Annotated in this window: 11 protein-coding genes and 1 pseudogene; 5 read left to right on the forward strand and 7 right to left on the reverse strand. The window is 63.7% G+C overall.

What is annotated here, in order from left to right; all coding sequences use genetic code 11:
* The first annotated feature begins 133 nt into the window (after positions 1–133).
* Genes ACIGGF_RS07955 through ACIGGF_RS07965 form a run of 3 tightly spaced genes read left to right on the forward strand, consistent with a single transcriptional unit; the run spans position 134 to position 1,499 of the window.
* Complete coding sequence (locus ACIGGF_RS07955; protein WP_397520840.1) at positions 134–301, forward strand: hypothetical protein; 168 nt, start codon at positions 134–136, stop codon at positions 299–301.
* A 15-nt stretch (positions 302–316) separates the two neighbouring features.
* Positions 317–1,345, forward strand: a complete 1,029-nt coding sequence (locus ACIGGF_RS07960; RefSeq protein WP_397520841.1) for an alkaline phosphatase family protein — start codon at positions 317–319, stop codon at positions 1,343–1,345.
* Positions 1,326–1,499, forward strand: a complete 174-nt coding sequence (locus ACIGGF_RS07965) for a hypothetical protein (protein WP_397520906.1) — start codon at positions 1,326–1,328, stop codon at positions 1,497–1,499. The genes ACIGGF_RS07960 and ACIGGF_RS07965 overlap by 20 nt, the downstream gene beginning before the upstream one ends.
* A gap of 204 nt (positions 1,500–1,703) precedes the next feature.
* Here the strand turns inward: ACIGGF_RS07965 and ACIGGF_RS07970 are convergent.
* A pseudogene (locus ACIGGF_RS07970) lies at positions 1,704–1,988 on the reverse strand (TetR-like C-terminal domain-containing protein); the annotation flags it as partial.
* 120 nt (positions 1,989–2,108) lie between these two features.
* Between ACIGGF_RS07970 and ACIGGF_RS07975 the strand changes: the two are divergent.
* The gene (locus ACIGGF_RS07975) at positions 2,109–2,417 is read left to right on the forward strand and encodes a GDSL-type esterase/lipase family protein (RefSeq protein ID WP_397520902.1); all 309 of its coding nucleotides are present in this window, start codon (positions 2,109–2,111) and stop codon (positions 2,415–2,417) included.
* Positions 2,418–2,815: 398 nt separating this feature from the next.
* Here the strand turns inward: ACIGGF_RS07975 and ACIGGF_RS07980 are convergent, their stop codons facing one another.
* Positions 2,816–4,243: an MFS transporter gene (locus ACIGGF_RS07980; protein ID WP_397520842.1), complete on the reverse strand. Its 1,428-nt coding sequence runs from the start codon at positions 4,241–4,243 to the stop codon at positions 2,816–2,818.
* Between the two features lie 164 nt (positions 4,244–4,407).
* On the opposite strand from ACIGGF_RS07980, the gene ACIGGF_RS07985 reads away from it, so the two are divergent.
* On the forward strand, positions 4,408–6,252 hold the full coding sequence (locus ACIGGF_RS07985; protein ID WP_397520843.1) for a glycoside hydrolase family 3 protein: 1,845 nt from the start codon (positions 4,408–4,410) through the stop codon (positions 6,250–6,252).
* Positions 6,253–6,324: 72 nt separating this feature from the next.
* On the opposite strand, the gene ACIGGF_RS07990 is transcribed toward ACIGGF_RS07985, so the two are convergent.
* The 5 genes from ACIGGF_RS07990 to ACIGGF_RS08010 form a co-directional block, all read right to left on the reverse strand.
* Positions 6,325–7,344 (reverse strand): sugar phosphate isomerase/epimerase family protein, encoded by a 1,020-nt coding sequence (locus ACIGGF_RS07990; RefSeq protein ID WP_397520844.1) that lies wholly within the window; start codon positions 7,342–7,344, stop codon positions 6,325–6,327.
* Positions 7,341–8,636, reverse strand: a complete 1,296-nt coding sequence (locus ACIGGF_RS07995) for a DUF6379 domain-containing protein (RefSeq protein WP_397520845.1) — start codon at positions 8,634–8,636, stop codon at positions 7,341–7,343. Before ACIGGF_RS07995 ends, ACIGGF_RS07990 begins: the two co-directional genes overlap by 4 nt.
* 2 nt (positions 8,637–8,638) lie before the next feature.
* Complete coding sequence (locus ACIGGF_RS08000) at positions 8,639–10,228, reverse strand: GMC oxidoreductase (protein WP_397520846.1); 1,590 nt, start codon at positions 10,226–10,228, stop codon at positions 8,639–8,641.
* Positions 10,225–11,325, reverse strand: a complete 1,101-nt coding sequence (locus tag ACIGGF_RS08005; protein WP_397520847.1) for a Gfo/Idh/MocA family protein — start codon at positions 11,323–11,325, stop codon at positions 10,225–10,227. The genes ACIGGF_RS08000 and ACIGGF_RS08005 overlap by 4 nt, the downstream gene beginning before the upstream one ends.
* 195 nt (positions 11,326–11,520) lie before the next feature.
* Complete coding sequence (locus ACIGGF_RS08010) at positions 11,521–12,789, reverse strand: ROK family protein (protein ID WP_397520903.1); 1,269 nt, start codon at positions 12,787–12,789, stop codon at positions 11,521–11,523.
* Positions 12,790–12,812: the final 23 nt, after the last annotated feature.

Raw genomic sequence — 12,812 nt, forward strand, 5'->3', positions numbered from 1 at the left:
CGATCTGACGGCACGCGGCGGCGTCGTCTGCGAGAGCACGTCTCATACACCGCAACGACCGCCACCTCAGCCGAGCCGAAGAACATTTCCTCGCCCTCGTCTCCGATGGGGCACCCAGAAAAGGAGCTACACAATGAAGTCGCGCACGTTCAGCGTCAACTCTCGCAACTACGTTCTGCCGCAAGCGCCGGTGGTGGTGATCTGCATCGACGGAAGCGAGCCCGACTACCATGTCGAGGCGATGAAGGCCGGTCAGATGCCCTGGCTGACAGGCATTCTCGACGGCCAGTCGAGTTCCTGACCCGCCCACTGCGCAATGCCGGCCTTGACCAACCCGAACAACGTCTCCATCGCTACCGGTCATCCTCCCAAGGTTCACGGCATCAGCGGCAACTACATCTTCGACACCGCGACCGGTGAAGAGGTGTTGATGAACGACAAGCGATTCCTGCGAGCGCCCACCGTTTTCGGGGCCGCCAACGAGAGCCGGCCTCGACGTGGTGGTGGTGACCGCAAAGGACAAGTTACGCCGTCTCCTGGGGGCCGGACTCGTGGAAGAGGGGCCCAGCATGAGCGGTGGCGCCACATTCGAAATGCCCTCTCGGACCGGCATCTGCTTCTCGGCGGAGAAGGCCGATCAGGCCACTGTGGCGGAGAACGGGATCGAAAACGTTCTCGAGTTGGTTGGAAAGCCACTACCGCAAGTGTATCGGCGGACCTCTCGGAATTCGCGCTGGCTTCCGGGGTCAAGATCCTCGAGACCCGAGGTGCGGACCTGATGTATCTGACATTGACCGACTACATTCAGCACAAGCACGCACCCGGGACCGAGGTGGCGAACGATTTCTACGCCATGATCGACTCCTACGCAGCCAAACTGGATGCGTTGGGAGCAGTAGTCGTGCTCACTGCCGACCATGGAATGAGCGCAAAGACCGACGCTGCCGGCGTGACGCGCGTGGTCTATGTCGAGGACGAGGTACGCCGCATCCTCGAAGTGGCTTCGACAGATGCCAACAGCGAGGGCGCAGAGGGTATCCGCGTCATCCTGCCGATCACAGATCCGTACACGGTGCATCACGGCGCTCTCGGATCTTTCGCCAGCATCTATCTGCCCGGTGACGCGGACCAGGATCTGGTCATCGAACAACTGCGCACGTTGGACGGGGTGCAAGCAGTGCACACCCGGGAGGAAGCGGTCGACATCTACCAGCAGCCGGCCGACCGCATCGGAGACGTAGTGCTGCTGGCGGAAGCCGGTACGGCTGTGGGCCGGTATGCCGAGTGGCACGATCTGAGCGGATTGGACGCGCCACTCCGCTCTCATGCATGGAGCTCTCGGTGAACTGCACATTCCGTTCATCATCAACCGCCGTCTACCGCAGCCCGAGCCAATCGACGAGCCTTACGGCCAGCCGGCGGTGGTGCTGCACAACTACGACGCGTTCTGGATAGCAACAACATTGGTCAGCGAAGCAGAGGCCATCGCTTCCAGCTGAACAACGGCCAGCGTCTTGCTCGTCACAGCGCGAACCACCCGACCTCCGACGGTAGGTTCGCCCGTGGGGGCGGTAGCGCCGTTCAATCCCGGTAGATAGTTCTCCACCGCATGTATGCGGTTTGTGCACATCTGTTGCCCGCAAACGGTTTTCCCCGTTTCCGACAAGCTGCGCGACCGCCATGGGGGCCAGCACGGAGGTGGCCGGGTCTTCGTGAACATCGAAGTGTCCGCCTGCCTCGAGCGAGACGAATCCGTGCACCAGACTCCACAACTGGGCAGCGATCTCCTCCGGGTCGTCGATGTCGATTCTTTTCTCGGTCTTCATTCGCTCGCAGGCGCGCACGAGCACGCCGTATGCCTCGCGAAAATGATGCTGTGGCGGCGTTGGAGGCGGTGTTGCCCGGTACGTTCCGCGCGTGGACAGTCCGAACATCATGTCGTAGAGGTGTGGGTTGCTTCGAGCCATCTCGCGGGTGGCCAATGCCATCGCGAACAGTTGAACACTAGGATCGTCGTCGGATGCTTCGGCGTCGAGCAGTGCGGCGCGGAGTGACGAGTATCCGTGAATGACCACTTCGTCGAGTAGTCCGCGTACACCGCACAAGTGATGATAGACGGTGATCGTCGAAACGCCGGCCTCGTCACTGATGCGGCGCACTTTCTGCGGCCGAATTTCGATGCGCGGACTGTGGCGGGTGAACTGGGTACGATGTTCAGAGCGCTACGGGCGATCGACGCCACCGTCCTCACCATGACGTTTCCTCGACTCGCCCACCCCGTACCGGGTAAGGCGGTCATCGCCAGGCGTTTGACCGAGCTGAACGCCGAGATGCGCAAGGTGGCAGAAGAATTTGGTGTCGTGGTAATCGATCTCGAGCAGCACCACGTGGCATCGGACCCTCGGCTGTGGAGCTAGGATCGTCTGCATCTCAACGAGACAGGGCATACACGGTTCGCCGTCGCCGCCCCGTACGCCCTCGGTCTTCCGGGTGCCACCGACGCCTGGAATCGAGAGCTGACGCCTCTCGCGCGCACGCACCCGTTGGCGCGAGTTCGTGCCGACATGACCTGGGCTGGAATGTTTCTCGCGCCGTGGTTGACTCGCCGTGTCCGGAGGCGCTTCTCGCGTGACAGCCGTACGGCCAAACGGCCGGAGCTGACTTCGGTGCTCGGACGGGCCGTCGACCCGCATGGCGGCGGGAGCGGAATCGTCCAACCGCTATAGGTCCGGCAGACGAAGACAGCGATGCCTCCATCCGAACTGTCGGATGGAGGCATTGCTGTCGTCGGCCTATGTGGCCGATGTGGGACCTTTCACTGCTGGGCAGTGCCTGCACGTCGAGACCGAAGTTCTTCGGTGACGCTGGGCAGTCGCTTCTCCAGTCCGTACGTTCCGATCGCGACGGCCTGGAGACAGCCGATGGCCGCAGGCAGGATGATGTAGAGCCACATGATCCCGTTGCTCGTTGCCTCGGTGACCGCGGCGGGGTTGTACGAGATGGCGGCAAGGCTCCAGGCGAGCAGTCCGGAGCCGATTGCTGCGCCGATCTTGGTGCTCATGCTGTACCCGGCGAAGAGAAGGCCCTCGTCCCTGGAACCGCTCTGGTATTCGTTCCATTCGACCGTGTCAGCAATCAGAGCGGAGGTGGCAACGAAGCCGAATCCGCCGGCAATGTTGGCGACGAAGAAGACCACGAGGAACAGGATCAAATTCTCCTGAAGGAACACGAGGGAGAGGGTCAGCAGGATGGACACTGCCAGGCCCACGATAATTCCGCGGCGCTGACCGAGTCGTGCGAGTACCGGTGCGGTGACGAAGGATCCAGCGATCGCGGACACCGAGAACGTCAGCAGAATGTAGCCGATGGCTGCCGGGTTGTTCAGGACGTACAGGGCGTAGTAGATGGTGCCGCCGGTGATGACACCGAGGCGCGCGAAGGCGAGGAGTGAGAACGCGAAGACGGACAGCCACGGGCGATTGCCGAGCAGATTCTTCACCGGTGTCATGAAATGTCCACGGTTGCGCGAGACCGGCGTGAGGGGGACGCGCTCCTTGGCGGTGGCGAAGAAGAACCAGAGCATGGCCCAGGCGGCTACTGCGTACAGGGTGATGGTGAGCATGAAGCCGAGACGCGAATTGGGGGCGCCACCGAACAACACGATCAGCGGTTGCGTTGCCGTCGAGACGATCACGAGGCCCACGCCGAGGCCGAACGTCTTGTATCCGGCCAGCTTCATGCGGGTTCCCGAGTCGCGGGTGGACATCGCGATGGCAGCACCGTAGGGAACGTTGACCAGGGAGTAGGCCAACCCGACGAGCAGGAACGTGGCGGCCGCCCAGGCGATCGTCGGGAAATCGTCTCCACCGGCAGGTGTGGTGAAGGCAAGAACCGAGAGCACCGCCAGCAGCGGGGCACCGAACAACAGGAATGGGCGGGCGCGACCCCATCGTGTACTGGTGCGGTCGAGCATCAGGCCGACAACCGGATCGAAGAATGCGTCGAGTACGCGTGCGCCCAGGATGATCGTGCCGGCGATGCCGGCGCTGATCAGCGCGACGTCGGTGTAGAAGAACAGCAGGTACGTCGAGACTGTCGTCCAGGCGAGGTTGAACGCCAAGTCGCCGAGAACGTACGCGCCTCTCTCGCGACCCCGTACTGCCCTGGGATCGTCGGGGTCTCCGATATCCACAGCCACGGCATCGTTGGTGGGTGGCTGAGTCAGTCCTCGGGTGTCGGTCATGGTCACATTCCTCTTGTTGTGCGGCCTACGTCACACCATGTTGTGTCCCAGAAGGACATAAGTCAAGCCCTAGTTTCGAATGGCCTCCGTCCCACCTGTAGGGGCAGGCCTGTTGTAGTTCGGACCCAGTTGCACTTAACTGTGACGTGACCAAGGAGAACGACATGTCTTTGCAGCATTCGTACACACCCGACGGAGTACCGTTCCGGGATCTCAACCACAACGGTGTCATGGAGCCGTTCGAGGACGCCAGGCTCACCGCCGAGGAGCGGACCGACGATCTGTTGGGGCGGCTCTCGATCGAGGAGAAGATCGGACTTTTGTTCCAGACGGTCATGCCGTCGAACGATCCCGGTGATCACGACACTCCTGGGCCGTTCGGTCCGCACACGCAACGGGACCATGTTCTCGGCCGTTTCATCAATCATTACAACGTGATGGCGCTGCCCGATGCTCGAACGACCGTCCGTTGGTACAACGCCTTGCAGACGCTGGCCGAGCAAGCACCGCACGGCATTCCGATCACGATAGCCAGCGACCCGCGGCACGGTTTCACCGAAAACGTAGGAATGGCTCTGTCGGCGGGATTCCTGTCCCAGTGGCCGGAGCTGTTGGGGCTCGCGGCAATCGGCGACGAGTCGCTCGTGCGTACCTTCGCCGACGTGGCCCGACGCGAATATCGCGCACTGGGAATCCGGTCGGCCATTCACCCCCAGATCGATCTCGCGACGGAGCCGCGCTGGGCGCGTCAGATGCAGACGTTCGGCCAGAGCGCTGAGGTCACGTCACGATTGGCATCGGCGTATCTCGCTGGGCTGCAGGGGGATACCGTCACACAGGACAGTGTCGCCACGTGCGCGAAACACTTTCCCGGAGGTGGTCCACAGAAAGACGGCGAGGACCCACACTTTCCGTACGGCAGGGAGCAGGTCTACCCGGGCGAACGCTTCGAATATCACCTCGAGCCCTTCCGTGCAGTCATCGCTGGTGGCGTCAGCGCGATGATGCCGTACTACGGCATGCCCGTCGGGCTCGTCCGAGGCGACGAGGACATCGAAGAGGTGGGGTTCGGGTTCAGCGAGCAGATCGTCACGGGACTGCTTCGCAACGAGCTCGGATTCGACGGAGTCGTCGTGAGCGACTGGGGCATCATCACTGATATCACCGTGGGAAACAAGCCGTTTCCCGCCAAGGCCTGGGGGCTGGAAGATCGCACCCCGCTCGACCGTCTTGCCGCTGCGATCGCAGCTGGTGTCGACCAGCTCGGCGGTGAGGCATGTACCGAGCTGTTGTCGGAACTGGTGAGCACAGGAGCCGTGAGCCTCGATCGTGTCGATGCGTCGGCTCGGCGTGTACTGCTCGTGAAATTCCGCCTCGGACTGTTCGACGATCCGTACGTCGACGAAGAGACGGCCGCCACGACCGTCGGTCATGCCGACTTTCGAGCCGCCGGCCATCGAGCCCAGGCCGAGGCGATCACCGTGTTGACGAACGACGGCGTACTGCCGTTGCGCGCCGATGTTGCGGTGGTCGTCGCGGGGATGGACGCCGACTCGGCGTCAGGGTACGGGCGGGTGGTCGACACCCCGGAGGAAGCGGACGTGGCGATAGTCCGGCTCGCCGCTCCGTTCGAGCCGCGCGATACGTATTTCCTCGAAAACGCAACGCATCAGGGTTCACTCGACTTCCCCGACGATGTCATCGCACGGATCACCGAACTGGCAAAGAAGGTCCCCGTGGTCGTCGACGTCTATCTGGACCGACCCGCGATTCTCGCACCGATCACCTCGGTTGCCGCCGCAGTCGTCGTCGATTTCGGAGCCTCGGACACCGCCCTTCTCGACGCGTTGAGCGGTCGTATCCAGCCGCGAGGCCGACTGCCGATCGAGATCCCCAGGTCCATGGATGCAGTTCGTAACAGTAGGCCAGACGTGCCGTCGGACACGGTCGATCCGTTGTTCCCCTTTGGATTCGGACTCGATCTTCCGCGGAGGGAAGCAGGTCAGTAAACCGCGAAACCCCGGTAGTGCCGATGGAATCGGTACTACCGGGGTTCTGTGAGGCTGTTCCCCAGCTCCGAATCAGTCCGAGGTCTGCGCGAAGGCCGAATCGAACGCTGCTGTCGGCGGGTCGAAGAGTTTCGACCGAACGAAGTTCAACGCATCCGGTGCGCCGACCAGACGATTCATGCCGGCGTCTTCCCATTCTATGGAAATCGGCCCGGAGTAACCGATCTGGTGCAGCGCACGAAAGCATCGCTCCCAGGGAACGTCGCCGTGGCCGGTGGAGACGAAGTCCCATCCGCGTCGGCCGTCCGCCCATGCGAGGTGTGACCCCAATCGACCATTACGGCCGTTTCCCACCGCAAGCGAAACGTCCTTGCAGTCGACGTGGTAGATCCGATCCGCGTAATCGAGAATGAAGCCGACCGGGTCGATTTCCTGCCACATCATATGGCTGGGATCCCAATTCAGTCCGAACGCCTCGCGGTGCCCGATGGCGTCCAGGGTTCGCTGCGTCGTCCAGTAGTCGTACGCAATTTCGGACGGATGCACCTCGAGCGCGAATCTGACTCCGACCTCGTCGAACACGTCGAGAATCGGATTCCACCGATCGGCGAAATCGCGGTATCCGGCGTCGATGACCTCCTGGCTCACGGGCGGAAACATCGCCACGTACTTCCAGATCGCAGAACCGGTGAACCCGACCACAGTGCGCACGCCGAGTCTCGCGGCGGTTCGGGCTGTGTTCTTCATTTCCTCGGCGGCGCGCTGCCGCACACCCTCGGGATCGCCGTCACCCCAGACCGAGTCCGGAAGCATCGCGCGGTGACGATCGTCGATGGGGTCGTCGCAGACTGCTTGACCCTTCAGATGGTTCGAGATGGCGAACACCTGCAAGCCGTGCTCGGCGAGGACGGCCTTCTTCTCCGCGATGTACTCGTCGTCCACCGCACCGCGATCAGGGTCGAGATGGTCTCCCCAGCAGGCGATTTCGAGACCGTCGTATCCCCATTCCGCGGCCAGTCGGCAGACCTCGACGAAAGGTAGGTCTGCCCATTGCCCGGTGAACAGGGTGACCGGACGAGCCGCGGTGCTCACCGCCGGCTCGCGAGGGTACGCAGCAGCGCGTGCGAACGGCGAACCTGATCGTTACCCCGGTAGGGCTCGCGACGGCCCTCGTATTCACTCGACAACCATCCGTTCCAGCCGGCATCCTGCAGGGCCGCAATGATCTGTGTCCAGGGGACATGCATGTCGGTCAACGTGTCGTCCACCTCGGCGAACTTCGCCTGAATGAAGTGGACGTGGGGAAGTACCGCGACGAGGTCCGAGATCGGTACTGCCAGCGGACGCAGATGCGGTGGGATTTCTCCGCCGTCGCCGATCTCGACCTCTTCGGACATCTCGAGAACCGGTGCGGTGTTGAAGATTCCGGTATCGATCAGAAGTTTGAAGTGATCACTTCCGGTGCGTTCGATGAAGTCGATGTAGCCCTGGGTCACCGGGTGATCGATCGGGGTGGGTGCATGAATCTCGGGACAGATCACCACGTCGAGTTCGGCAGCGAGTTCGAGCGATCGCTCGACGACGTCGGACCAGATCGGGTGCGGGTCCAGATTCCAGGATACGACACCGAATTTCGGTCGCACGGAGTCGAAGCCGAGGCGGTGGGCCAGGCGAAGGTCCGTCTGCAGCTGCGCCGCGCCCTCCTCGACGGTGAGTGTCCGATCGTGCCAACGGGTGGTATCCACCCAGGACCCGTAGTTGTTCGGCGTCAGTCCGAGCGTGTCCAGTCGCTCCCGCCAGTGCTCGATCCACGTTGGATCGGGGTTCGGGTACGACGGGATATTGCCCTCGCCGAGAATCTCGATTCCGGTGGCACCCATGTCCGCGACATCGGCCAGGACGTCGTCCAGGGTCATCGTCGAGTAGATGTCGCCGGTGTAACTGTAGGTCGAGACACCGAACTTCAGACCACCCTCGGGTGCATCCGGAACGATCACCATGCTGCGCTCGGTGGTGAACGGCGTACGCGAGACGGCCGGCGGGAAGTACGAACGACGGACGTGTATCACGATTTCGAGCCGATGGACTCCTGGGCCGAGGCCGCCCGGACGCGGAACGGTGATCGTCGCCAGCTCGTCGAGTTGCCAACGCAGATCGACCGATTCGCGCAACTGGTCGAGGTCGACCGTGCGTCCCTGCAGTGTCCACAGCGGCACGTGGGAAGGAATCTTCTCTCCGTCGACGATGACGTCGATACCGTCGAGCAGACTGGCTGCGAAGCCCCGGTAGTTCGGGTTGCGCAGCTGGAACTGGAAGCCGGTCGTACGACCGTCCTGCACGACGTTGCGGAAACCGCGGCCTTGAATGACTGGTATTTCGAGCACGGTCAGACCTCCTGAGGTACGAGAACAGCCGAGGTGTGGGTCAGCTGTAGAGCGATGTGGCGTGCGCCCGCGACCGCGAGCGCCACCGATGTCAGCGTGGGATTACAGGCTGTCGACGTGGGAATGACTCCGTTGCCGGCGACGTGGAGACGTTCGACGTCCCATACCTGGGAGCGCGGATCGCAAACAGACGTGCCGTCCGCTACCGTGCCCATTCGGACGGTTCCCTGCACGTGCAGGGATGCCCCGGGGCCGAAGGTGAACGGCTTGTCGCCCAACGGCTCTCCGAGCGCCTGGGCAGCTCGCTCGACGGCAGCCGTTGCCGCCGCGATGTTCTCGTGGTCGCGGTCGGTCAACGTGTAGTGGATGCGCATGGCCGGCAGTCCGTAGCGATCCATCTCGTTGTCGTCGAACTCGATTCGGTCACTGGCTTGCAGTTCCTTGCCGCAGAACCAGCCGAGTCCGACGATGGTTCCTGGTGTCGGAACGTCGTCCTCGGCCAACGGCACCGGTGACGCATCGAGCTGCATCACCTGACCGTGGAACGGTTCGGCGTCGGTGTAGGGCACCCAGCTCACGCCGCTCTGCTGCACGATGGTCGAGCGGCCTCGCGGGTCGACCTCGCTCGCGGCGTCTTCGGAGACGTCACGCAGGCGAACGGCATAGACGGTCTGCGGCTGATCGTTGAGGTACCGTCCCAGCGCTTCCGGGCGAATGCCGGACGCCCACAACAACTGTGGAGTGCGCAGACTGTCCGCCGCCACCACCACGAACCGCGCCCGAACATCGTGTTCGGCACTGGTACGGGTGTCCTTGACCCGGACTCCCTCGACTGCTCCGTCTCGCGTCAGGACCCGAGTGACGAGCGCTTCCGGGGCAAGAACGTGGTTGGCGTTGTGTCGGGTCACGTCGCCGTAGACCACATCCGAGCCCGACCAGGACAGCCGGCCGTCGTCATGCCTGGTCACGGCCAGAGGCATAGGCGCCACCTTCCGGTCGTCGGTCCTGCCCACATTCAGCAGGTCCGCGAGCCGCGTACGTACTTCGGCCGCGAAAGGGGCGTCACCGAACGGGTCTCGGTCCACGCCGAGAAGTCGTTCGGCTTCGTCGAGCAGCTCGTCCAGGTTGTCGAGCGAAGAGATTCGCTCGCCGTCACCGGGCCGGGGGCACGCTCCGGTCCAGTGCGCGCCCATGCCGCCGACATTGCTCGACATGGCCGCGTTCGGTAGTCCGTCCTCGCCGTCGAACTGGTATCCCGAGTCCAACAGGAACGTTCCGGGCCGCGCGATCCGTGGTGATTCGTCGGAGTAATCGGCTGTGCGAACAACGGTTTCGGACGAGGCGAGCGGTCCCTCGGACATCCTCTGCGCGCGCGCCCGGGCGTCGTCGTCGACGATGTTCTTGATGTGCGTTCCGGGCGGATCGGTCAGCAGCGGACCGACCTCGAAGGTGACCAGCGAGGCATCGGGACACAGCTCGCTGAGAATGCGGGCGTAAGCGGCACCGCTCGGGCCACTACCGACTATCGCGACGTCGACCGAGGTCGGAAAGGATCGGTCCGGGCCCGTGTCGGGTGATCGGTGTGCAGTCATCGTAGGGTCGCTACTTTCTCGATAGTGTTGTGGCGCATGGATACATCGATCCACTGTTCGGTACGAGCGGAGGTCAGGACGGCTTCGGTCAGGTGCGCGGCACGCACGCCGTCGGCGAAGGTGGGAAGCCCGTCCGGGACGGTGCCCCCGATCGCGCGGTAGGTGTCGGCGACGAACGCGTCGAAGCAATCCTGGTAGCCCTGCGGATGCCCGGGCGGGAGAACCGAGTACGCGTCCGCGCCGCCGCGGGTCAGCACCTTGTTGTCGTCGAGGCCACCGACCCACAGGGTCTCCGGGTTTTCCTGATCGAACGACATGCTCTCGGCCGCCGCGTCGATCGAGAACCACAACCGGTTCTTTCGGCCGACGCTCACTTGGCTGACCGTCAGTGTGCCGGCACTGCCTCGATCGGTCTCGAACATCAGCAGAGCAGCGTCCTCGGTGGTGACGCGTCGACCGCCGCGCTCGGGAATCGCGATCATCGTTCGCGCCGACAATCGGGTGATCCGGTGGCCGGTGACGAACTCGATGAGGTCGCACCAGTGGACGCCGATATCGGCGAACGCTCTCGACGGCCCGCCGCGCTCCGGATCCACTCTCCAGTCGCTGTCGGTCGGAACCGCGAGCCAATCCTGCAGATACGAACCGTGCATGAGGTACGGCCGTCCGCTGGTGCCGTCCGCAATTCGGGCGCGCGCCCGTCGGACCGAGGGGTAGAAGCGATAGACGAACGGTACGGCTGCAACGACGCCCATGGATCGAGCGAGGTCCGCGAGTTCGGTCGCCTCCTGAGCATCGACCGCCAGCGGCTTTTCGCACACCACGTGTTTGCCTGCTTCGAGTGCTGCCCGTGCCAACCCGGCGTGGGTGGCGTTGGGAGTGCAGATGTGTACTACGTCGACATCGTCGGCTCGAATCAGCTCCCACACCGTCTCGGTCGAGAATTCGGGGTCGAAGGACGGGGCCGTGGCGCGGGTCGATTCCGGGGTGGATCCGACGACTCTCGATACGACTGCTCCGTTACGGCGGATCGCGCGGCTGTGTACTGCGCCCATGAAGCCTGTGCCGATAATGCCTGCGCGTGGGTGAATGCTCACGATTCCTCGTCTCCAATGGTGCCGGACCATCTCGGTCACTCACCGAACGGTCGAGCCAGTTGTGCTCGGACGCTGCGGGATTCGCGGAAAACCGTGTCGCCGACACCGCGTCGACGCTGGGCCGAGGTGGGAGAGAAGTCGTGAGCAACGCGAGACTGAAATCGAGTTTAGTTCATTTGGAACATATGTCAAGGATCACGCTGGGATGGTTCCCGAGGTCGATTTTTGCAGCGGTGCCGCGTAACCGAGCGGTGAACCACTCGGTGCCCACAGGCCGAGTAGGTCCGGATCGAAGAGATGCTCGATGGCAAGAATGGCCGCGCCGACGACCCCTTCGGTGTGGTCCAGCGACGCTCGACGGACGGTCAGGCGCCGACCGGCGAGAGCGGTGGTTCGGTGCCGCACGGCATCCTCGAGTTCCGTGAAGAATTCGTCGCCCAGCCGAAGCGCGCCCCCGCCGATCACGACCGTGCCCGGGTTGGCGAAGTTGACCAAGTTCGCCGTTGTCGTCCCTACCGTGACGGCGCTCGCGTGCAGCATCGTGACGGTCAACGGATCACCCGTGGAGAACGCCTTGGCGATGTCGCCGGCCGACAGCGCTTCTCTGCCGCGGAGCGCTGCGGTGAGAACAGGGCTCTCGGAGGCGTGTGCAGTCAGTCGGCGAGCGATACTCCATCCGCCGGCGGCCGCCTCGAGGCAACCGGTTCGTCCGCAGCGGCACAGGATCGTCGGGTCGTCGGTGACCTGAATATGGCCGATGTCGCCCGCCGCGCCACTGTCCCCACGGAACACCTTGCCGCGAGATACGAGCCCCCCACCGATGCCGGTGTCCAAGAATATGTACAGCAGATCGCGCCCGTCGGCCGGATGTCCCCGGTGCCACTCTCCCAACGCCATCAGATTCACGTCGTTGTCCACCCACACCGGCGAGTCGTATCTTTCGCGCAGCCACGAGCGGATGCTGTAGTCGTCCCAGCCGGGCATGATCGGTGGATCGACCAGCCGGCCGGATCCGAAATCGACCGGACCCGCGACACCGATGCCGAACCCCCACGGGGTGGTGCCGGTTCGGCGAGCGAGGTTGACGAACAACTCGTCGAGTCGTTCCATCGTCGCGTCCGGACCTGTCGACGCGTTCCAATCCATGTGTTGCTTGGCTTTCAGGTTTCCGTCCAGGTCGGCAACGGCAGCGGTGAGCTCCTCGGCTCCGATCACGCCGGCGAAAACGTGCCCGGCATCGGAGCGGAAGCGGAGCGACCGTGACGGCCGGCCACCCCCCGAGGGGGTCAGCTCGCCGTCCGCGAGCAGGCCCGCCGAGAGGGCCGTCTGAACGCGCTGGTGAACGACCTTGCGGCCCAGACCCGTCTCCAGTTCGAGTTCCGGCCGCGTGCGTGCGCGGCCGGACCGAACGAGATTGATGATGCGGCCTTGAACGAACGCCTCCTGAGGGGACGGTGCTGGCATGCTCACGGAGACCTCCATCTGGC

The sequence above is a fragment of the Rhodococcus sp. NPDC078407 genome, from assembly GCF_044542515.1.
Taxonomy (GTDB): Bacteria; Actinomycetota; Actinomycetes; order Mycobacteriales; family Mycobacteriaceae; genus Rhodococcoides.

Coding starts and splice junctions, on each gene's coding strand:
- ACIGGF_RS07955 (WP_397520840.1), top strand. CDS start 134: ATGAAGTCGCGCACGTTCAGCGTCAACTCTCGCAACTACGTTCTGCCG.
- ACIGGF_RS07960 (WP_397520841.1), top strand. CDS start 317: ATGCCGGCCTTGACCAACCCGAACAACGTCTCCATCGCTACCGGTCAT.
- ACIGGF_RS07965 (WP_397520906.1), top strand. CDS start 1,326: ATGCATGGAGCTCTCGGTGAACTGCACATTCCGTTCATCATCAACCGC.
- ACIGGF_RS07975 (WP_397520902.1), top strand. CDS start 2,109: ATGATAGACGGTGATCGTCGAAACGCCGGCCTCGTCACTGATGCGGCG.
- ACIGGF_RS07980 (WP_397520842.1), bottom strand. CDS start 4,243: ATGACCGACACCCGAGGACTGACTCAGCCACCCACCAACGATGCCGTG.
- ACIGGF_RS07985 (WP_397520843.1), top strand. CDS start 4,408: ATGTCTTTGCAGCATTCGTACACACCCGACGGAGTACCGTTCCGGGAT.
- ACIGGF_RS08000 (WP_397520846.1), bottom strand. CDS start 10,228: ATGACTGCACACCGATCACCCGACACGGGCCCGGACCGATCCTTTCCG.
- ACIGGF_RS08010 (WP_397520903.1), bottom strand. CDS start 12,789: ATGCCAGCACCGTCCCCTCAGGAGGCGTTCGTTCAAGGCCGCATCATC.